The following is a 21,650-nucleotide window of genomic DNA, read 5'->3' on the forward strand; positions in this document are numbered from 1 at the left end:
CGGAATCAAGCCTCTATTAATCCTGTATTTTAAACTGTCTAATTTTTAGGTCTCAGTTCATCATGATGATCGTAGCCTTTTTACATAAGAACAATTTGATTGTTGTCTTCTTTGATTTGTAATCCAAAAATGTGATGTTCTTCTTGGTCAACTGCTATTAAAAGAGGAATACCGCGGTTATGCATATGACCTACTAAGCGGATCAGTTTAGCCTTAGTCATTGCTTTTTCTCCTGGATAAAGCAGACAGTGGCCATCTACCAGAGTTAGTTTGCCCCAAGGAACAACTTTATCGTCTATTTTTAGATAAAAAGTGGTATTAATATTTAAATCGTTAATTAATTGAAGTAAATCTGTTAAGCGCATTTTCAAGTATAATTAAAATTAGTAATAGTTATTAACTAATTATAGAATGAATAATAAAGTAAATTAACATGGAAGAATCAAAATGAAGAAAAAAATAATATTATCGTCTTTGACTTTGGCTGGACTAGGGTGGTTAGCAATTAGCGACTATTTTTTTAAATACGCGATGACCACTTATAAGAAAAAGCCAGAATCTAAAGAATTATCCGGTAGGGATGCGCTATATCGTGACAAGCTTGGGTTCAAAGAATTTGAAAAACAAGAATGGATTTTAAGAGTAGATTCTAATATAAGTTTATATGCTAACTATCTTGATAATCATTCTAAGAAGACGACGATTTTATTGCATGGCTTTATGAGCGACGGAGATAGCATGGCTGGTTTTGCCAAGATGTTTTATGATTTGGGATATAATGTCTTGTTGCCTGATGCGCGGGCACATGGACGCAGCTCAGGCGAATATATTGGCTATGGCTGGGTAGAAAAAGACGATATTTTACGCTGGATTAAAAAAGCGATTGGCTATACTGGGGATGATACTCAGATCGTCGTGATGGGACAAAGCATGGGCGGTGCTACTGCGATGATGGTTTCCGGCTTAAAATTACCTAAGCAGGTAAAAGCATTTATTGAAGATTGTGGATATTCCAGTGTAAAAGAAGAAGTGGATTATCAAGCAGGTAATTTATTTGGTTTGCCTAAAGTAATTCGTAAACCTTTGATCAAGACCATGAGTGGTATTAATAGAATAGAGAATGGCTTTTTCTTAAAACGAGCATCATCTGTTAAACAATTGCGGAAGAATACGCGGCCGTTTTTGTTTATCCATGGTGGAAAAGACCACTTTGTGCCTACCGAAATGGTGTATCAAAATTATGCGGCAACTAATGCACCTAAGTTTTTATGGGTTGCACCGTTAGCTGGGCACGCTCTATCTTATCCAATGTACAAAAATAAATATCGACAAGTTATCAAAGCTTTTTTGAAAAAATATATTCATTAATTATTGCAAGCGGTTACACAACAAGGATATAATTAGGGACGTGGAAGAGGTAGAAATTAAGTTAACAAGTATAAATATAAGTAAGTTTTTATCTCCAGAATTGTATTATTATTGGAAACTTGAAAGATTCTCTATATGTAGAGGTATCAGCCCTAATAATGGCTGTTTACAAAACTCCAATTCATTAAAAGTTACGTTTTATGTAAAGACCCGAACAAGTGAATGTTAATATTGGTTACGATGATGCCATTGTTTTAATACATAACGAACAGTTGAAGATCGTGACTATCAATTTGATGAGCTACCTCATCCACTTGAATTGCGACTGCTAAGAGACAAGGATTGCCCGACAGTCGCTTTTTGTATGCAAAAACAACCTAGCTGATAACTAGGTTGTTTTTCTTATCTTATTTTCTTAAAACTAATTTAGCGATTGCTTCACAACGTGGAGTTTGTGGCAACATATCCACATTTTGGATTACACGGACATCGTAAACTTCACTTAATAAGACTAAATCTTGAGCTAAAGTAGATGGGTTACATGAAATGTAAACAAAAGTTTCAGGTTTTACCTGTAAAAGAGTTTTGATTAATTTTTTAGCCAAGCCTGTTCTAGGTGGGTCAACGATTAAGGCATCGATTGAAACGCCGCTGTTCTTTAATTCAGGCAATACCTTTTCTACGCTGCCTTGGATGTAATCTGCATTTTTGATGTGATTGAGTTCCACATTGTGCTCTGCATCTTTAACGGCTTCAGGAATAGTTTCGATTCCGATAACTTGCTTGACGCGATCAGCAGCCAAAATACCTAAGGTACCAACGCCACTATAGGCATCGATCAAAGTTTGATCTGGGGTTAAGTCTAAGTATTTCAATGCTTCTGAATAAAGGTTGACAGTTTGAACCGGGTTGAGTTGGAAGAAGGCACGCGGAGACAAGGCGAATTTTTTGCCTAAGATTTCTTCAGTAATTTGGTTTTTACCTAAAAGCTTTTCGGTCTTGTTGCCCCAAACTTGTGGATTTTGCCATTCAGTTTCGTTTTGGTAAACGCTGACGACATTATCCAGCTTCATGATTTCTTTAGCAAGTGGGATTAAGTTCTTGATCTTGTGACCAATGGTGATCAAAGTAACTTGAATTTCTTTGCTAGCTTCAGATTGACGCACTACGATAGTTTTGACGCCGGGTAAATGACGACGGAAGTTAGCAACAGGGACATGCAACTTCTCAATTAAAACTTTGATTTCACGTTCAGTCTTTTGAGTGTCTTCACTTTGCGTAGGCATCTTAGGCAAATCGATCAAGCGGTGAGAATTTGGTGCAAAAAGACCTAATTTAGTTTTACCGTGAACATTTTCGATTTGGTATTGTGCCTTATTGCGGTAATGCCATTCATCAGGAGCAGGGATAGTCTTCTTAACCTTGTATTTAGCATAGTTTCTTGGATGGTACTTTCTAAGTGATTCAAGCATATTATTACGCTTGAATTCAAGTTGCTTTTCATAAGACAAATGTGCTAGTTCCAATCCACCAATTTCTGGATCTACGCCTTCTGGGAAAGCTACTCGATCAGGACTCTTTTCCTTAATGCGGACAAGTTCACCTTGAAGATAGTGAGGGTAGCTCTTAACAATTTTGGCTACGACTACTTCATCTGGCAAAGCACCTGGGATAAAGATAATCTTCTTTTTATAATAGCCGATTCCTTCGCCATTAATTCCCAAACGTTTAATTGTGATAATTACATCTTTTTCATGATGTTGTTTTTTATTTGTAAATTTTTTATTCATCATCTTATTCTTTCTACTAAAAACTAATTACATTGCTTTTAATTGTACTACCTGGTAAAAGTTCTTAGCAAGATTTAAAAAAATTTGCTAGCATGTATTTTGGAATATGCGAGGTGAAAAAATGATCATAACCAAAGTTAGTGCACAAAAGCGCCCAGGTCGCTATAATATTTTCCTAGATGGTAAATATGCTTTTTCTGCTGGTGAAAAAACAGTCGCTGAGTTTGTTCTTTTAAAAGGAAAAGAACTTGATGATGAGCAAGTTGAAAAAATCAGACAATTTGATGCTGCTGCTAAAGCTAGTGATCTAGCAGCACATTTTTTGAGTTACGAACCTCGAACTATTTTTGAAGTCTTGCAGTATTTAAAAAAGCATGAAATTTCTGATGAAGCTGCTAATAGTGCCGTTAATCAGTTAAATGAGTTAGGTTATTTAGATGATCGTCAGTATGCTAAATTATTTATTAAAAATGATTTACGTGTCGGATCAGATGGACCGAAAAGTTTGCTACGTAAATTAACGCAAAAAGGTGTTGATCCAGAAATCAGTCAGACAGAATTAGACGAAGTGATGGATGAAGACTGGATTGAAGTCGGTCAAAGAGTAATCAAATCGATGATTCATCAAGCAGGTAAACTGGCTCAGCGAGAATTAAAGCGTAAGATGAAAACTAAGTTATTAATGCATGGTTTTGACGGTGGAATTAGCAGTGAAATAATTGCATCTTTAGATCTTGAAGATGATGAAGATTTGCAAATGCAAGCTTTAAAAAAGCAGGGCATCAAAGCCTATAAACGTTTTCGTCGCTATGATGAAAGTGAATGCAAGTTTCGGATTAAGAAATATCTCTTCAGCCATGGTTTTTCAACTAGTGAAATTGATGCATTTTTAAATGGTGAAGTAATTAATTTTGATGATTTAGCAGAATATTAAGGAGAAAAAATGAAAAAGAATATTGATAAGAAGTTATTTGTTGGCCGTCCTTTCCCAGATAGTTTGATGAATGCCCAAAAGAGTTTTATGGAATCTAATCAACAAATGGAAAATGATGAAGTATTTCAAAAGTTTTTAGCAGATAATAATCTAGAAAATAAGCGTTCAGCCTTAATTGTTTCAGGCCCAGATAGCTTTATGTACTGGTATGGCGTAGTAACTGATGTGGAAGCTGATAAGGTGCCAACAGGTTTAATGAAGTTTGAATTACCTAAGGCTGAAATAGATGAAGAAGTAGAAGAAAATCAAAATTTAGTTTACTTTAACTTGCCATTAAATAGCACTGTACCTAATTTTGTAAAAAAGGTAGTAGCCAATGGAGTTAAGGTTTATGAGAACTTAGGTGATAGCGATACTCCATATATTGTCTGGAATCTAGATTTAGATACAAAAAAACTGACCCAAGCATTTTACGTAAAGGTCAGTGAATAATTAATGTTGTTGTGGATCGATTGATAGATTATCGTATTCAACATAAGCGCCAAGACAAGTTGATACGAACATGATTAATAAGACGAAACCGATGGAACTACCTACAATTTGATCTAGTGTTAACACGGCACGTACTAAATAAGTTGCGGCAAAGCATAAAATAAAATCTAAGACGATATTTGCAAATAATAAGAAATAGCGTCGTCTAATACTGAAAAAGCGCAAAAGCTGCTTTAACAAACCGTCATTAGTTTGCATAGCTAATAGATCAACTGGTCGTTGAATCGTAGCTTTAACTGCAAACATAATGATAGAACCGACTAAAGCACCAATAATTGTGCGGTAAATTTCTGCCGAATGGAGAACTAGTGCATTATAGCCGATACCGATAATTAGTAAGCTACAGATATATGGAACAAGTAATAAAAAAGTAAAAACCAATAAAACGTGGCTTTTTTTCATAAGGATTTCCTCCTTTTAGTCTTATTTGCTATTTTAACATACTGTTAATTGCTCTATGCTATAATAACTTTATTTAGATAACTTTTTTTAAGAAAGAGAGTAAAAAAATGAGTAGTGATCCTGGAGCGAAGAATCTTTTTGTTCGCCTTAAAAATAGATTGTCAGGTGAGACAGAAGAAGGAACTAAAGATCATTTAGAAAAAGAAATTATCAATTTACATGATAATCATAAAATTAATGATACTGAGTTCTCAATGCTTGAAAGAATTCTGGACTTTCAGGGGAAAATGGCTCGCGAAGTAATGGTACCAAGAACGGACGCGTTTATGGTAGATGCGGATGTGAGTTTTCAAGATAATCTTGATGAAATATTGCGTGAGCCGTATTCGCGTATTCCAGTATATAAACGAGATAAGGATAAAATCGTCGGCATAATTCATATCAGAACGGTATTGCGTAAGGCTAAGATTAAGGGGTTTGAAAATCTTGATTATCAAGATGTAATGACTGAACCTTTATTTGCACCAGAAACAGCAGAATTAGGGGATCTGTTGATGGAAATGCAGCAAACGCAGCGTCAACTAGCTATTTTAACAGATGAGTATGGTGGCGTAACTGGCTTGGCTACTATTGAAGACCTTGTCGAAGAGATCGTAGGGGATATCGACGACGAGGTTGATCATACAGAGATTTTGTATAATCAAATTGCGCCCAATAAGTATATTATCTATGGAAAAATGCCGTTAGATGATTTTAATGAGCAATTTGGTACGCATCTTGAAATGGAAGATGTAGATACGGTAGCAGGTTATGTCATTAATACCTTGAAGATGATCCCAGCTAAAGGAGAAAAGTTAACCGTTGACATTGGTGACGGGATGACTTTGACTACTAGAAGAATGAAAGGGTCACGTTTACTTACGGTTTTGTTGACAAAGGATAAACAAGAAATAAAAAAGGAAGAAGATAAAAAAGAGTAATGGATAAAGAGTTAGCAGAGAAAGTAAAGAAAAGAAGAACATTTGCAATTATTTCTCACCCAGATGCAGGTAAGACAACAATTACGGAACAAATGCTGTTATTTGGTGGGGTAATTAGAAAAGCTGGTACTGTTAAAGCCCGTAAAACTGGTAACTTTGCTACAAGTGACTGGATGGAAATTGAAAAAAAGCGTGGTATTTCAGTTACTAGTTCCGTTATGCAGTTTGAGTACAAGGGCAAGAGAATCAATATCTTGGATACACCAGGACACCAAGATTTCTCAGAAGATACCTATCGTACTTTAATGGCGGTGGATGCTGCTGTCATGGTAATTGACTCTGCAAAGGGTATCGAACCACAAACTAAGAAACTATTTAAAGTTGTTAAAAAACGTGGTATTCCGATTTTTACTTTTATGAACAAGTTAGACCGTGATGGTCGACCACCACTTGATTTGATTGCTGAACTTGAAGATTTGCTCGGCATTGAAGGTGTAGCAATGGACTGGCCGATTGGTTCTGGTCAAACTTTAAAAGGATTGTATGATATTGCTAATAATCGCGTTGAATTGTACCGCAAAGATGGCGCAGACCGTTTCTTACCATTGAATGAAGATGGTACTTTGCCTGATAGCGAACCATTGAGTCAAGATCCTCAATTCCAAGATACTCTTGATGAAATTGAATTGGTTAAAGAAGCTGGTAATAAATTTGATCCTGAAAAAATTGCTTTGGGTGATCAAACTCCAGTCTTCTTCGGTTCAGCTTTAACCAATTTTGGTGTAGAAACATTCTTAAATAGTTTCGTTGATTTAGCACCGGCTCCTGAAAGTCATACTGTTAATGGGGATGAAGAACTTAGTCCAGAAGATCCGGAATTCTCAGGCTTTGTCTTTAAGATTCAGGCTAACATGAATCCTCACCACCGTGATCGAATCGCATTTGTCCGTGTTGGTAGTGGTGAATTTAAAAAAGGATTGGATGTTACTTTAGCAAGAACAGGTAAGCCAATCCGTTTGAATAATGCAACTGAATTTATGTCTAGTGAACGTGTGCAAGTTTCAGATGCCGTAGCTGGAGATATTGTTGGTTTGTACGATACTGGTAACTTCCAAATTGGAGACAGTATTTATTCAGGTAAACGTAAAATCGTTTATCCACCACTTCCAGAATTTACTCCAGAATTGTTTATGCGGGTAACTGCTAAGAATGTGATGAAGCAAAAGTCATTCCACAAGGGAATGAATCAGTTGGTTCAAGAAGGTGCTATTCAGCTTTACCGTAATTACCAAACCGATGAATATATTTTAGGTGCGGTTGGTCAATTGCAATTTGAAGTCTTCCAATTCAGAATGAAGAATGAATATAATTCAGAAGTTGAGATGAATAGTATTGGACATAGAGTTGCGCGTTGGATTGATCCAGAGCAACTTGATCCTCGTATGTCTAACAGCCGTAATCTTCTAGTAAAAGACCGTTATGGCAATCCATTGTTCTTGTTTGAGAATGAATTTGCAGAACGATTCTTCCACGACAAGTATCCGGATGTTAAATTAACGGAAAAGCTTTAATAAAAAATAAGCGTCTAGGAAATAAATCCTCTAGACGCTTATTTTTGTGATTAAATTTATTTAATTTACTTGTCGACGTGAATTTCAATGACGTGACGGCTCTTGTCAACGGTTAAAGTATATGAAGAATCGTAATCTTTGATTAATCGTTTGATGACAAATTCAATTTCATCTTCACGGACACGGCGATCATGGTTTTCAAGTGCAATGCCGATTGCATTTTTGCTTTCGGTATAAATTACTGAAGTATTTCCTAATGAATATACTTTAACGTAATTAGCATCGGTAGTATTGAGCTGACTGTGAACCAAGTTAGAATAGTTGTTAGTTACATCGATTAAATGCATGAATTTCACCTGTTTCTTTTAGTTTTTATAACTTAAATTTAGTATACATCAAATTAAGAAGCATCTTTTTATTTTTATTAAATTAAATAAAAAGATGCTACTGATTATTAATCGCAGAATCTTTTTTGAATTATTAATTGGCGTAATTACTCAGCTGTGTTTTCATCGCTAATAACGATCTTATTATCGACAACATCTGCCTTAAGATTCTTGCTATCAGTGTGATCAAGCTTGAAGTCTGCAACGTTATCTTCGATTTCTTCTTGAATTGTTCGACGAAGTGGACGAGCACCTAAAGCAGGGTTGAATCCATCTTCAACTAATTTATCTTTAGCTGCGTCGGTAACATCAATGTACAAACCTTGATCCTTAACCATGTTGTTGGTGTTAGCAAGCATCAAGTCAACAATCTTAAGTAAGTCAGGTTTAGTCAATTCGTTGAATTCAATGACGTCATCAAGACGGTTAAGGAATTCAGGCTTGAAGAATTGACTCATGTTGTTTCTAGCTGATTCATTACTTTCGTCTTCATTTTCAGCAGCGAAACCAACGCTAGCATTCTTGATGCCTTGACCTGCGTTAGAAGTCATGATGATGATTGTATCTTTGAATGAAACAGTTCTACCTTGTGAATCAGTCAAACGACCATCATCTAAGATTTGCAAGAAGAGGTTCAAAACGTCTGGGTGAGCTTTTTCAATTTCGTCAAGCAAAATCAAGCTGTATGGGTTGTGACGAACTTGTTCAGTCAATTGACCAGCTTCTTCGTAGCCAACATAACCAGGAGCTGAACCAATCAACTTAGATACAGAATATTGTTCCATGTATTCAGACATATCGAAACGAATCATGGCATCTTCTGAACCGAACATTTGCTTAGCTAATTGTTTGGCAAGCTCAGTCTTACCAACACCAGTTGGTCCTACGAAGAGGAAAGAACCAATTGGGCGACCTGATTTGTTAAAGCCGATTCTATTACGACGAATTGCACGAGCCACTTTTTCAACTGCCTTATCTTGACCAATGATATGAGCCTTTAAGTCACTGGCTAAGTTTTGCAATTGATTTTCTTCTTGCTTTTGAATATCACCAACAGGGATGCCAGTCTTTTCTTCAACAATCTTATTCATAATCTTGTTGGTGATAACTGGAGACTTGTCTGGATCTACCTTTTGATCTTTAACTTTTTCGTATTTTTCGATTTGGTCGCGGTAGTAGGCTGCCTTTTCGTAATCTTCATTCTTTAAGGCTTCTTCTTTTAGTTGCTCAGCTGCATTGATTCTTTCTTGCATTTTATCCTTATCAATATAAGGAATAGTTAAGTTCATTCTTGAACCAGCTTCATCTAACAAGTCAATGGCTTTGTCAGGTAAAAATCTGTCTTGAATGTAACGAGCTGATAATTTAGCAGCTGCTTCAATTGCATCATCTGTATAATGAACGTGGTGGTAATCTTCGTAGCGTTGTTGAATACCTTTCAGAATCCTAATAGTTTCATCAATAGAAGGTTCTTTTACTTCAACGGGTTGGAATCTACGTGCTAAAGCAGAATCTTTTTCAATGTCGCGATATTCCTTGATAGTAGTAGCACCAACTAATTGGAGTTCACCACGAGCTAAGGCTGGTTTGATGATGTTACCAGCATCCATACCGCCTTCAGCATTACCCGCACCAACAATTTCGTGAATTTCATCAATGAATAAAATGATGTCATCACTTTGTTGTAATTCTTTGATTAATTGCTCCATCCGTTGTTCAAATTGACCACGAATTCCAGTACCTTGAACAAGTGAAACTACATTTAATGATATGATTCTTTTATTTTGTAATTTAGCTGGGACAGAACCATCAACGATTTCTTGTGCTAATCCTTCAACTACGGCTGTTTTACCAACACCTGCTTCACCGATTAAAACAGGGTTGTTTTTAGTTCTTCTATTTAAAATCTCAATTACACGAGCGATTTCTTTATCACGTCCGATAACTGGATCGATTTTTCCTTTTTTAGCAAGAGCAGTTAAATCAGTACCGTATTGGTCAAGGAGACTTTTACCACCTTGATTGCCGTTACCATTTCCTCCGCCCATTTGCATTCTTGGATTATTTCCGTTCATATTATTTGCGGCATTGTTGTTATTTCCGTTTAAAGCGTTGAATAAATCATCAAAGTCGCCAAAAAATTCATTGTTATTATTCATATTTTCTAGATTTCCTTGTTGATTTCTTAATTCTTGATAGCATTGTTGACATAAATCAATTTCTCGGCTTTGGCCATTTACCTTAGTAAAGAGGTGAATGGAGGCTGGCCGTTTATGACAATTTTGACAAAGCAAAATACATGACCGCCTTTCATTTAAGTTGTAACAAAATTATATTATTAGCACTCTTAGTAGTCAAGTGCTAAGCTTTACATTTCTTACTTAATGTAAGAAGCACATAAAATAATAATATTTTTGAAAAATTAACATAAATAGTAGAATAAATAATGAAAAAATTATAAAATTTAAAAAGTGTGGTGATATTCTTGGATTATCAAAAGATTTTAGATCAATTGGTGTCTGGAGAGCTTAAAGAATATAAGGTAGAGCCCGAAGATGCCTTTGATTTACAGAAAACTATTAGAAATTATGGTAAAAGACAATATATTACCGGCAGAGCTGAAAGAGGCGGTGCTATTGTATATACCGCTACGAACACTGACGATTGAATAATGTAAACTGTTACATTATTGTTGTCTAAACTGTAAAAACATGATAATCTAATACCTGAATGGGTATTTATTACCAGTTTAATTTTTTCAATTTAAAGGAGATATTTATAATGGAAAAACGCGATTTTCATATTATTGCAGAAACAGGTATTCATGCACGTCCAGCTACTCTTTTAGTACAAGCTGCTTCAAAGTTCGGTTCAGATGTTAACTTGGAATACAACGGCAAGTCAGTAAACTTGAAGTCAATCATGGGTGTTATGTCACTTGGTGTTGGCCAAAATGCTGATGTTACTATCACTGCTGAAGGTGACGATGAAAAAGACGCATTGGACGCAATTGCTGACACTATGAAAAAAGAAGGTTTAGCTGAATAATGACCAAGACTTTAAAAGGAATTGCTGCTAGTGATGGTATTGCCATTGCTCCAGCATATCTTCTTGTGGAGCCTGATCTTTCATTTTCAAAGTCTTCAGTTGATGATGTTGAAGCTGAAGTAGCTCGTTACAAGGATGCTATTAAGACTTCAACTACTGAAGTTGAAAAGATTCGTGATGTTGCCAAGAAGAGCTTGGGTGAAGAAGAATCTCAAGTTTTTGAAGCTCACTTAATGATTTTGAATGATCCAGAATTTACTGGTGCCATTGAGAATGAAATTAAGGATTCAAAGATCAATGCAGAAGCTGCATTAGATGAAACTGCACAAAAGTTCATCCAAATTTTTGAAAGTATGACTGATAATCCTTACATGCAAGAACGTGCTGCCGATGTACGCGATGTTTCTAAGCGTATTATGGCTCACTTACTTGGTAAGGAATTACCAAACCCAGCTTCAATTGACCATGAAGTAATCGTTGTTGCTCATGATTTGACTCCAAGTGATACTGCACAACTTAACAAGAAATACGTTAAGGGCTTTATTACTGATATTGGTGGTCGTACTGCTCACTCAGCAATCATGGCACGTTCACTTGAATTACCAGCTGTAGTTGGTACTGATTCAATTACTAAGGACGTTAAGAACGGCGACATGTTAATTGATGATGGTCTTGATGGTGTAGCTATTATTGATCCTAGTGATGATCAAGTAGCTGACTACAAGAAGAAGGGTGAAGCTTTCTTAAAGCAAAAGGCTGAATGGAAGAAATTGAAGGATGAACCTTCAGTAACTGCCGATGGTAAGCAATTTACTATTGCAGCCAACATCGGTACTCCTAATGATATGCCAGGTGTACATGAAAACGGTGCAGAAGCTGTTGGTTTGTACAGAACTGAATTCTTGTACATGGATTCATCAAACTTCCCAACTGAAGATGATCAATTCGAAGCTTACAAGAAAGTTATCGAAGGCATGAACGGCAAGCAAGTTATCATCAGAACAATGGATATTGGTGGTGACAAGCATCTAGATTACTGGGACCTGCCAGATGAAATGAACCCATTCTTAGGTGTACGTGCTATTCGTCTTTCACTTAAGAACGAAAAGATTTTCCGTACCCAATTAAGAGCTTTGCTTCGTGCATCAGCATACGGTAAGCTTGGTATTATGTTCCCAATGATTGGTACATTGGCTGAACTTCGTCAAGCTAAGGCTATCTTAAATGATGAAAAGCAAAAGCTTGTTGAAAAGGGCGTTAAGATCGGTGACGACTTGCAAGTTGGTATGATGATCGAAGTTCCTGCAGCTGCTGTTTTAGCAGATCAATTCGCTAAGGAAGTTGACTTCTTCTCAATTGGTACTAACGACTTGATCCAATACACTATGGCTGCTGACCGTGGTAACGATAACCTATCATACTTGTACCAACCATATAACCCATCAGTACTTCGTTTGATTAAGCACACTATTGATTCTGCTCATGAAAATGGTATTTGGTGTGGTATGTGTGGTGAAGCTGCCGGTGATAACACCATGTTCCCAATTTTACTTTCAATGGGACTTGATGAATACTCAATGAGTGCAACTTCAATCTTACGTATCAGAAGCTTAATGAAGAAGTTTGATACTAAGGATCTTAAGGAATTGGCTAACGAGGCATGCTTCGTTTCAGAAACTGCTGAAGAAAATGAAAAGTTAGTTAATGACATAATGAAGAAGATCAACAAATAAATTCATATTTTGAATTGAGAAAAGAGACCGAAAGGTCTCTTTTTTCATATTTAAATATTTTAAACAAAACATACAATTTCTTCACAAATAATTCACGTTTTATCTTTAGAATATAAAGAGAAGTTAACATAAAAGATAAAATTAGTACTTACAAAAAAGAAGTTAGTATGTTATACTAATAGTAAGATTAAGAATGTATACAAATATTTGTTCTGAGGAGCGTGATTTTTATGGTAGATTTATATGTTTCGCCTAGTTGTACTTCATGTCGTAAGGCACGAGCTTGGCTTGAAAAGCATGATATTCCATTTAAGGAAAGAAACATTTTTTCGGAGCCTTTGACTAAAAAAGAGATATTAAAAATTCTACGTATGACTGAAAATGGTACTGAAGAAATCATTTCTACCCGCTCAAGAGCTTTTCAACAATTAAAAATAAATTTGGATGATTTATCAATTGATCAGTTACTTGATTTAGTAGAAAAGAATCCAAGCTTGTTAAGAAGACCAATTATTATGGATGATCGTCGACTTCAAGTAGGATATAATGAAGACGAAATTCGTCGTTTCTTACCACGTAAGGTTCGTCGATTAGAATTGGCTGAAGCCCAAAAAATTGCAGATTTATAATATGGAAGAGTGTTAGTAATGATGCTAACACTTTTATTTTAGATAAAAAATAGGCTACAATAGGTTATATAATTCGTGGAGGAGATATCCTGTGCAAGTAGATCATATCAATGAAAATACAATAAGAGTTAGAATTAATAAAAATGAATTAGCTCATCGTGGATTGAAGGTTTTAGATTTATTGGGGGATAAACAAAAAATACAGCAATTCTTCTACTCCATTCTTTCAGAGGTAGATACTGATCATACCTTTACTCAAGGAGTACCTGTAACTTTTCAGGTAATGCCTAACAATGGCGGTCTTGACTTGATGATTACCAAGATTAAGCCTGACGATGCTGATAATCTCCGTCAAATGATAGAGCCAATGAATAGTGAGACTAATCAAACACAGGCAGAGCCCGATTCAAGAAGAAGTTTCTTTGACCTTGATCCGAAAGATGATGTAAATACTGAACTTGATCCAATAAAAGAAGAAAAGCTTGAATCATCTAATCAGGAGAACGCAGTTAATATTCAATATTGGAAATTCCAAAATCATCATTCCTACAGCTTTGATGAGTTAGGAAATCTAGTTGAATTAGCGGATAGTTTGAAAGTAAGTGATCTGGCTTCAAGTTTGTATTATTTACGGGGTAAATACTACTTGAAGTTAGCATTTTTAGATGAAAATTATGCTGAACTTAAGCCAGCTGATGCTTGGGCTATTGCTAATGAATACGGAATCAAGATTGATGATGAAGAAATGAAGACGGTAAAGGAAACTGGAAAATGTTTGTTGAACCGTGATGCTCTTGATTATATTCGCTATTACTTTCTTCAAAAGCAATAATTAAGATTTTATAAAGAAAAAGAGACGTTAGAAAAAAACGTCTCTTTTTTACGTAATAAAACATGGGTGAAGAAATATGTATGCAGCCATGTTGAATAAAAAAATAGTATTAGCCGTTAGTGAAGCGAATATGGTTAATACCGGTCAAAAAAATTTAAATATAGATGATTATCGTTGTCCACACTGTCATAAAAAAGTAATTTTAATTATTTCAGAACAAAAGGCAGCCTTTTTTAAGCATTTAACTAGTTATAGCAATGCGATGGGAGAAAAAGAGGAACATCATCAATCTAAGATGCTGTTGAAAGCCGCGCTTACTGCGGCCGGATTCAACGCGCAAGTTGAGATACCGTTAGCTGATGGTCAGCTAAGAGCAGACGTTTTAGCTTCAGAAAAATTAGCCTTTGAAGTTCAATGTGCACCGCTAAGTGATACTGAATTTAGACATCGACATTTATTATATTCTGAAATAGGAGTAACCGATATTTGGATTGTGGGACAAAGGCATTATTTAAAGAAGAAACTAAAACATACTCAGTCGATCTTTTTTAGAAAGAATAAATTGTGGGGAAATTATTATCTGGAAATTAATCCTAAAAAGAATGTGTTTTGCTTAAAATATAATGTTTTACAGGAACCGGTAACGAATAATCTTCATTACCAAGTAAAATATTTTGCTTTAGATGAATTAGATATGAAGATGTTTTGGCATTTTAAGCCTATAAAAAGAGACTATCCAATTAATATAAATAATCAAAAAAAATATTTAAGAAAGCAGTTAGCACAGAAAACAAAGCTCGGATTAAAAATAGGCGAGTTACTTTATTGCAAGGGGCTAACTGTGGATAGTCTGCCAGATGAAGTGTTTAGTACTTGGCGTAATCCTGGTGAAGTAGATTCTGTCACTAAATTTTTGCAAAAATAAAACGCCTATTAAATAAGGCGTAAGTGGTTTTGTTGCGGCATAAAATTTGAAAAGCAATTTTGATAATCAGGTAGAAGCAAATTAACTAAATCCTCATGTGCAACGGGACCTTCTAGAAGGACACCATTTTGTTCATTATCCTCATTGAACAAAACAATTGTTGGTGTAGCTTTAATGTTCCATTGATTAGCTAATTTTTGATCTTCCTCGATTGAACTCCGTACATAACTGCTTTTCTTGATTGCATTAATTGTATTAGCTTTAATGTTAAGCCTAGTAGCAATTTTTTCTAACAATTTAGGATTGTAAGCTGAAGCATCATGACTTAAATTCTTTTGCAGTTCATATAAAAATTCACGTGCTTTTTTATTACCATATTTAAGTTTAATAGCATGGTAATTTTCTAGCGCATCATAAGTTGCTTTAGAAAAAGTACTGATGTCTGGCAGCTTTTGTGCATCCTTACGACGCCTAATAGCGTCATCATTTATTAAACAAACATTAGCAATAGGAATATAGTGATAACAAACGTCAATTCCAAGTTCATCAACGGTGTTGCGAATTTGTTTTTCCGTATCATAACAGTAAATTCCTATTGGATTAATGAATAGAAAAATCTCGAACATACTCTCGACCCCTTTGGTGATTTACTATTGATACTTTAGCAAGAAACAAAAAAAGTGACAAAAAATATGCCTTATTTTCTATATGTTATTTTTTGTGAATACTTGCTCGAGCAATTTTACTTTGATTAGTATTGCTAGAATTCTGCTTAAAATTGTAATCGCTTTCCAGCTTAGTTAGGACATTAGTTATTAAAACTGGATCATCATTCTCGATTTCTAATTCAAAGTCTTCATAGCCATCTGGATAAGAAGTTGCATCTAATGTTAATTCACAATCTTGTGGTCCATTCATTAAGATACGTCTAGTTTTGCTCCAGGTGAAAAGTGAAAGAGCGTCTTGTTCCTTAGCAAAATGTGCACTGAGGTATTGACCAATATTACCGTGAAAGGTAAAGTGCTTTTTTGCTACCAATTCTTTAGCTTGCGCATGAGTTAAATTATCGTTAATTTCAATAACTTCATGATAATTTTTTTGAACTGGATTAGGATCAGGCACTTTCATTGTTTGTTCGGCATGATCGCTATAAATTCTGATTCGCAAACTAATATGGTGCTTTTTTAATAATTTATCAGGTGTATCAAAATAATAATTCTCTTGTACAAAATCACTTTTTACAGGAAAATCACTGACTATTTTTTGATAAGTTTCTTTATGTAAAAGTGTTTTAGCTTCGATTTCTCGATTTTTGCTCATAAGTTTAAAACCTCCGAATCCATAAATTATTATAATAGTTAGGAAAAAATATTTAAATCAGTTCAGATTATAATCTTTAACATGGTAAAATGTGTTTGTTTACTAAGAAAGGATGTTTTCTCATGGAAGTAGATTGGGATAACTTCTTGTGGCCTTATAATGAAGCTGTACGCGAGTTAAAGGTTAAATTTCGTTCCCTTAGACAAGGCTTTTTAACTAGGGGAGAACATTCACCAATTGAATTTGTAATTGGTAGGGTGAAGACAGTAGATTCTATTAAAGAAAAAATGACGAGACGGGTAATTAGCCCAGATGTCATTGAAACTGATATGCAAGATATTGCCGGTATACGTATTGTGACACAATTTGTGGACGATATTTATAAGGTGGTAGACTTAATTCATTCACGTGATGATATGGAAGTAGTAGAAGAGCGTGATTATATTCAAAATGCTAAACCTTCAGGCTATCGTTCATATCATATGGTAATTAACTATACAGTTTACTTGCCAGAAGGACCTAAAAAGTTAATTGCGGAAATTCAGATTAGAACTTTAGCAATGAATTTTTGGGCTACTGTTGAACATACTTTAAATTATAAATACCAAGGTGCTTATCCAGAGGATATTTCAAAACGACTTAAGTCAACCGCAGAAGCTGCGTATAAGCTAGATGAAGAAATGTCTTCTATTAAGGATGAGGTCCAAGAAGCTCAAAAGATTTTTACCAAAAATAAAGGCAAGGAAAAGTCATGAAAGTAACAATAGCGCATAATAACTATGATAAGACTTTAGAGACAGTGGCCTATCTTAAGAAGCTATTGCAAAAGAAGAATGTCATTTTTGACGCTAAATATCCAGATGTAGTAATTACAGTCGGCGGAGATGGTACTTTAATCAACGCTTTTCATCGTTATGAGAATCAGGTTGATTCAGTACGTTTTATAGGTGTGCACACAGGACACTTAGGTTTTTATACTGATTGGCGTAATTATGATATTGATAAAATGGTTGATGCGCTTTTATTAACCAAAGATCAACCGGCTAAGTACCCCTTGCTTGAAATTAAAATGTTAACTGAGTCGGGCGATACTCGTTATCATTTGGCTGTAAATGAATCAGCGGTTAAAAGAATATCACATACGCTTGAAGCAGATGTTTATATTGATGATGAAATATTTGAAAATTTTAGAGGCGATGGTTTATGTGTTTCTACGCCAACGGGCTCAACCGCTTATAGCAAATCGCTGGGCGGGGCTGTAATTCATCCGCGATTAAAAGCTTTGCAAATGACAGAGATCGCTTCAATCAATAATCGTGTATTTAGAACATTATCTGCGCCAATTGTAATCGCACCCGATCAATGGATTACGATTGTGCCTAACGCTGATCATTTTGTAATGACTGTGGATGGGGCAAGAATCGATGTTAAAAATGCCAAAAAAATAGAATATCGTATTTCTAAGCACTCAATTCAGTTTGATCAGTTTGGTCATCACCATTTTTGGGCGCGTGTACAAAATGCGTTTATTAAGGATAACGAGGGTAATGACAAGTTTATTTAAATTAATTGTACAAGAAAAAGATCCCAAAAAATTGGGCTCTTTTTTGTTAAAGAATGGTTTCTCGCATCAGGCTTTGATTAAGGCAAGACATCATCACGGAATGATTTTGGTAAATCATAAGCGAAGATATTTAAGTTTTCATTTACGGACTGGGGATGAAGTTATTTTTGTTAGTGGTGAAGAAAAGAAAAATCAATTTTTGAAGCCATCTAATAATCCGGTAGATCCAGTTTTAGAGACTAAAAATTATATTGTGCTAAATAAACCAGCTGGGGTTTTATCAATCCCGTCTAGATATGAAGATAACGATGCTATTGTAAATAGATTAATGGGCTATTTTTCGAGTCAAAATGAAAAGGATTTAAAGCCTCATGTGATTACTCGTTTGGACCGAGATACTTCTGGTTTAGTATTAGTTGGAAAGAATGCTGTTGCGCATGCTCGTTTTAGCAAAATTGGTAAAGAGCAGTTTATTAAAAAGTATCACGCTATTGTTCATGGGAATTTTGCGAAAGATGAGTTAGCTGGATTAATTGATGAACCGATCGGTAAAGAAGGCGACGGTGTAAAAAGAGCCGTAGTAGCAAGCGGAAAAAAAGCACAGACGTGTTATCGTGTGCTTAGCCAAGTTAAAGGGGCTAGTCTAGTAGAATTACGCCTGTTAACAGGTAGAACGCATCAGATAAGGGTTCATATGGCTTATTTAGGCCATCCACTTTTTGGTGATCCCTTATATGGCATTGATGACGATTTTTCCCGGCAAGCATTAAATTGTTTTTATTTAGCTTTCCCTGATCCATTTGATAATGAAAAAAAGCGAGTAATTGAAATCAAAGATCCACAAGACATGTCGAAGTTATGGCAAAAATTAGTTAATTAATAAAAATTTTTAAAATCATTAGGATAAACTATTAAAATACTTGCATAAAGAAAGCGCATTCTTTAGAATGATAAGTGCAATATAAAACTATACTTATACAGAAAAGAGGATACCTTTATGTATTATTCCAATGGTAATTATGAAGCTTTTGCAGATCCTAAAAAGCCTGAAGGCGTAGACAATAAGTCTGCTTATATTATCGGTAGCGGTCTAGCTGGCCTTTCTGCAGCTGTCTTCTTGGTTCGTGATGCTCAAATGAAAGGTGAGAATATTCATATCTTGGAAGAATTGCCAGTAGCTGGTGGTTCACTTGACGGTGCTAAACGTCCAAACGCTGGCTTCGTTGTCCGTGGTGGACGTGAAATGGAGAATCACTTTGAATGTTTATGGGATATGTATCGCTCAATTCCAAGTTTGGAAATTCCAGGTGCTTCTTATCTTGATGAGTATTATTGGCTTGATAAAGAAGACCCTAACTCCTCAAATTGCCGTTTGATTTATAACCGTGGTGATCGTCTTCCAAGTGATGGTCAATACGGTTTAGGCAAATGTACTAATGAAATTGTTAAATTAATCATGACACCAGAAAAGAAACTTGAAGGAGAAACTATTGAGGAATTCTTTAGCGATGACTTCTTTAAGACTAACTTCTGGTCATACTGGTCAACAATGTTTGCTTTCGAAAAATGGCACTCAGTAGCCGAAATGCGCCGTTATGCAATGCGCTTTATTCACCACATTGATGGTTTGCCAGACTTTACCGCTTTGAAATTTAACAAGTATAACCAATATGAATCAATGGTAAAACCACTCTTGGCATACTTAAAAGATCATGGTGTTAAATTTGAATATGATTGTCACGTTCAAAATGTAGAAGTTGATCATGATGGCAAGCAAAAGATTGCTAAGAAGATCATTATGACTCAAAATGGCAAGGAAACAGAAGTTCCATTGACTCCAAATGACATCGTATTTATTACTAATGGTTCAATTACTGAGAGTTCAACTTACGGTGATCAAAATACCCCAGCTCCAATTACACATGCTAAAGGTAGTTCCTGGAAGTTATGGGAAAATTTGGCAAAGCAAGATCCAGACTTTGGTCACCCAGATGTCTTCTGTGAAAACTTACCAGAACGTAGCTGGTTTGTTTCCGCAACTACTACTTTGAAGAATAAGAAATTAGCTCCATACTTTGAACGTTTGACTAAACGTAGTCTTTATGATGGCAAAGTTAATACTGGTGGTATTATCACGATTGTCGATTCTAACTGGGAGCTTAGCTTTACTATTCACCGTCAACCACACTTCAAGAGTCAAAATCCAGATGAAATTGTAGTTTGGATTTATGCACTTTATTCAGACACTGAAGGTAATTACATTAAGAAGAGAGTGGTTGACTGCAGCGGTAAGGAAATTGCCGAGGAACTTTTGTATCACTTAGGTGTTCCAGAAAGTCAAATTAGTGAATTAGCTAGTGAAGAAAACATGAATACTGTTCCTGTTTACATGCCATACATTACTAGTTACTTCATGCCAAGACATAGCGGTGACCGTCCAGCCGTTGTACCAGATGGTTCTGTCAACATCGCCTTTATTGGTAACTTTGCGGAGTCGCCAACAAGAGATACCGTATTTACTACTGAATATTCAGTCAGAACGGCTATGGAAGCTGTTTATACGCTTTTGAATGTTGACCGTGGTGTTCCTGAAGTATTTGATTCAATTTACGATATTCGTCAACTCTTGCGGGCAATGTACTATATGTCAGACAAGAGGAAGCTGGCTGATCAAGACATGCCACTCCCTGAAAAATTAGCTCTTAAGACAGGGATGCGCAAGATTAAGAAGACTTGGGTAGAAGAATTGTTAAAAGAAGCTAACTTGATGTAGTTTTAATGCAAAAAGAAAAAAGCTTGATTTTTATCAAGCTTTTTTTGTATGCTTCTTAACGCGCTTCATAATAAATAAAATCGCTGCAGCTATTAGGGCAACGGCCACAATCATGACTGCTGCCTTAATAATTCTGCTGGTGTCAAGATGCAAAATTGAGTCGCCACCATAAGCATAAAGATAAGCAAATGGACTTACCCCGATCACAATCGGAATCAATTGCTTTTTGAAATCATTTTTATTAATCAAAATATTGACATAGCTAACGGTTGCACTTGGAATAAATGGGATGAGATAGCCAATAGTTAGAGCGACCATCGGATATTTTTGTGTAGTTAACAATTTGTAGATCTTACTATTAGACATATGTTTAATGTCATATAGTTTGTGCAAAAACTGCATCAAGATGATTTGTCCTAAAATATCACTAATCCAGTTAACAATAAAGCCAAATGCTGGACCATACAAGATTCCATTCAAAACACAGAAGATACCATTAGATAAGCCGGGAATTGCCACACAAATGGCATTTAAAATAAAAAGAAAAGCTAAATCTTCGATCCCGTGGCTACGAACCATTTTAATTAACAATTCTTCATTATGGTGATCAAAATGAACTAGTAATTTTAATTCTGGTAGATAGCTTAAATATAATTTATATAAAAGCAATAATCCTAAAATTCCACCTAGAATAAATAGTATGATACGAATAATCTTTTGTTTCACTTGGTCACCTTCTTATTAATTCAGTTCTACTTATGTCTATTTTACTTTAAATTTATGAAATGAAAAGTGTCTGGGAAAAAACTAATTCCTAAGACATGAAAAAAGAACGATGATTTC

General features: G+C 35.4%; 23 protein-coding genes. 15 read left to right on the top strand and 8 right to left on the bottom strand.

Annotated elements, in window-relative coordinates; genetic code table 11:
• Window positions 1-80: 80 nt before the first annotated feature.
• Window positions 81-365, bottom strand: coding sequence for a hypothetical protein (locus tag CP357_RS06350; RefSeq protein WP_098036844.1), 285 nt, complete (start codon window positions 363-365; stop codon window positions 81-83).
• Window positions 366-447: 82 nt separating this feature from the next.
• Here CP357_RS06350 and CP357_RS06355 point away from each other — a divergent pair, with 82 nt between their 5' ends.
• Window positions 448-1,368 (top strand): alpha/beta hydrolase, encoded by a 921-nt coding sequence (locus CP357_RS06355; RefSeq protein ID WP_087175615.1) that lies wholly within the window; start codon window positions 448-450, stop codon window positions 1,366-1,368.
• A gap of 407 nt (window positions 1,369-1,775) precedes the next feature.
• Here CP357_RS06355 and rlmD read toward each other — a convergent pair whose 3' ends face one another.
• Window positions 1,776-3,158, bottom strand: coding sequence for a 23S rRNA (uracil(1939)-C(5))-methyltransferase RlmD (gene rlmD / locus CP357_RS06360; RefSeq protein ID WP_098036854.1), 1,383 nt, complete (start codon window positions 3,156-3,158; stop codon window positions 1,776-1,778).
• 121 nt (window positions 3,159-3,279) lie between these two features.
• Between rlmD and recX the strand changes: the two genes are divergently transcribed.
• A complete protein-coding gene (recX, locus tag CP357_RS06365; protein WP_098036845.1) occupies window positions 3,280-4,092 on the top strand; it encodes a recombination regulator RecX in 813 nt (270 codons plus the stop codon).
• Window positions 4,093-4,101: 9 nt separating this feature from the next.
• Window positions 4,102-4,584: a hypothetical protein gene (locus CP357_RS06370; protein ID WP_098036846.1), complete on the top strand. Its 483-nt coding sequence runs from the start codon at window positions 4,102-4,104 to the stop codon at window positions 4,582-4,584.
• On the opposite strand, the gene CP357_RS06375 is transcribed toward CP357_RS06370, so the two are convergent.
• Window positions 4,585-5,046: a hypothetical protein gene (locus CP357_RS06375; RefSeq protein ID WP_087175619.1), complete on the bottom strand. Its 462-nt coding sequence runs from the start codon at window positions 5,044-5,046 to the stop codon at window positions 4,585-4,587.
• Between the two features lie 107 nt (window positions 5,047-5,153).
• Here CP357_RS06375 and CP357_RS06380 point away from each other — a divergent pair, with 107 nt between their 5' ends.
• Both CP357_RS06380 and CP357_RS06385 read left to right on the top strand, forming a co-directional pair.
• Entirely contained in the window at window positions 5,154-6,026 is an 873-nt protein-coding gene (locus tag CP357_RS06380; protein WP_087235410.1) for a hemolysin family protein, read from the top strand.
• Window positions 6,026-7,597, top strand: a complete 1,572-nt coding sequence (locus CP357_RS06385) for a peptide chain release factor 3 (protein ID WP_025005479.1) — start codon at window positions 6,026-6,028, stop codon at window positions 7,595-7,597. The genes CP357_RS06380 and CP357_RS06385 overlap by 1 nt, the downstream gene beginning before the upstream one ends.
• A 65-nt stretch (window positions 7,598-7,662) precedes the next feature.
• Here CP357_RS06385 and CP357_RS06390 read toward each other — a convergent pair whose 3' ends face one another.
• Both CP357_RS06390 and CP357_RS06395 read right to left on the bottom strand, forming a co-directional pair.
• The gene (locus CP357_RS06390) at window positions 7,663-7,944 is read right to left on the bottom strand and encodes a DUF1827 family protein (RefSeq protein WP_014563970.1); all 282 of its coding nucleotides are present in this window, start codon (window positions 7,942-7,944) and stop codon (window positions 7,663-7,665) included.
• 146 nt (window positions 7,945-8,090) lie between these two features.
• Window positions 8,091-10,277 (bottom strand): ATP-dependent Clp protease ATP-binding subunit, encoded by a 2,187-nt coding sequence (locus CP357_RS06395; protein WP_087175622.1) that lies wholly within the window; start codon window positions 10,275-10,277, stop codon window positions 8,091-8,093.
• Between the two features lie 191 nt (window positions 10,278-10,468).
• Between CP357_RS06395 and CP357_RS06400 the strand changes: the two genes are divergently transcribed.
• The 6 genes from CP357_RS06400 (at window position 10,469) to CP357_RS06425 (ending at window position 15,150) form a co-directional block, all read left to right on the top strand.
• Window positions 10,469-10,651, top strand: coding sequence for a hypothetical protein (locus CP357_RS06400; protein ID WP_014919161.1), 183 nt, complete (start codon window positions 10,469-10,471; stop codon window positions 10,649-10,651).
• Between the two features lie 113 nt (window positions 10,652-10,764).
• Window positions 10,765-11,031: a phosphocarrier protein HPr gene (locus CP357_RS06405; RefSeq protein ID WP_005718606.1), complete on the top strand. Its 267-nt coding sequence runs from the start codon at window positions 10,765-10,767 to the stop codon at window positions 11,029-11,031.
• Entirely contained in the window at window positions 11,031-12,764 is a 1,734-nt protein-coding gene (gene ptsP, locus CP357_RS06410; protein ID WP_098036847.1) for a phosphoenolpyruvate--protein phosphotransferase, read from the top strand. Before CP357_RS06405 ends, ptsP begins: the two co-directional genes overlap by 1 nt.
• A 230-nt stretch (window positions 12,765-12,994) precedes the next feature.
• Window positions 12,995-13,393, top strand: a complete 399-nt coding sequence (spx, locus tag CP357_RS06415) for a transcriptional regulator Spx (protein ID WP_012211591.1) — start codon at window positions 12,995-12,997, stop codon at window positions 13,391-13,393.
• 91 nt (window positions 13,394-13,484) lie between these two features.
• A complete protein-coding gene (locus CP357_RS06420) occupies window positions 13,485-14,225 on the top strand; it encodes an adaptor protein MecA (RefSeq protein WP_098036848.1) in 741 nt (246 codons plus the stop codon).
• A gap of 76 nt (window positions 14,226-14,301) precedes the next feature.
• Window positions 14,302-15,150 carry a competence protein CoiA gene (locus CP357_RS06425; RefSeq protein ID WP_098036849.1) on the top strand — a complete coding sequence of 283 codons (849 nt, stop codon included), beginning with the start codon at window positions 14,302-14,304 and terminating at the stop codon, window positions 15,148-15,150.
• 8 nt (window positions 15,151-15,158) lie between these two features.
• Here CP357_RS06425 and CP357_RS06430 read toward each other — a convergent pair whose 3' ends face one another.
• Window positions 15,159-15,776, bottom strand: a complete 618-nt coding sequence (locus CP357_RS06430; RefSeq protein WP_098036850.1) for a DsbA family protein — start codon at window positions 15,774-15,776, stop codon at window positions 15,159-15,161.
• A gap of 85 nt (window positions 15,777-15,861) precedes the next feature.
• A complete protein-coding gene (locus tag CP357_RS06435; RefSeq protein ID WP_098036851.1) occupies window positions 15,862-16,470 on the bottom strand; it encodes a CYTH domain-containing protein in 609 nt (202 codons plus the stop codon).
• A gap of 122 nt (window positions 16,471-16,592) precedes the next feature.
• Between CP357_RS06435 and CP357_RS06440 the strand changes: the two genes are divergently transcribed.
• The 4 genes from CP357_RS06440 (at window position 16,593) to CP357_RS06455 (ending at window position 20,807) form a co-directional block, all read left to right on the top strand.
• A complete protein-coding gene (locus tag CP357_RS06440) occupies window positions 16,593-17,225 on the top strand; it encodes a GTP pyrophosphokinase family protein (protein WP_056945575.1) in 633 nt (210 codons plus the stop codon).
• Window positions 17,222-18,034: an NAD kinase gene (locus CP357_RS06445; protein WP_025005485.1), complete on the top strand. Its 813-nt coding sequence runs from the start codon at window positions 17,222-17,224 to the stop codon at window positions 18,032-18,034. The genes CP357_RS06440 and CP357_RS06445 overlap by 4 nt, the downstream gene beginning before the upstream one ends.
• Complete coding sequence (locus CP357_RS06450; RefSeq protein WP_098036852.1) at window positions 18,018-18,914, top strand: RluA family pseudouridine synthase; 897 nt, start codon at window positions 18,018-18,020, stop codon at window positions 18,912-18,914. Before CP357_RS06445 ends, CP357_RS06450 begins: the two co-directional genes overlap by 17 nt.
• A gap of 117 nt (window positions 18,915-19,031) precedes the next feature.
• A complete protein-coding gene (locus CP357_RS06455; protein WP_098036853.1) occupies window positions 19,032-20,807 on the top strand; it encodes an oleate hydratase in 1,776 nt (591 codons plus the stop codon).
• A 33-nt stretch (window positions 20,808-20,840) separates the two neighbouring features.
• On the opposite strand, the gene CP357_RS06460 is transcribed toward CP357_RS06455, so the two are convergent.
• Window positions 20,841-21,533 (bottom strand): TVP38/TMEM64 family protein, encoded by a 693-nt coding sequence (locus CP357_RS06460; RefSeq protein WP_025005488.1) that lies wholly within the window; start codon window positions 21,531-21,533, stop codon window positions 20,841-20,843.
• Window positions 21,534-21,650: the final 117 nt, after the last annotated feature.

Source organism: Lactobacillus sp. UMNPBX6 (genome assembly GCF_002553975.1).
Classification (GTDB): domain Bacteria; phylum Bacillota; class Bacilli; order Lactobacillales; family Lactobacillaceae; genus Lactobacillus; species Lactobacillus gallinarum.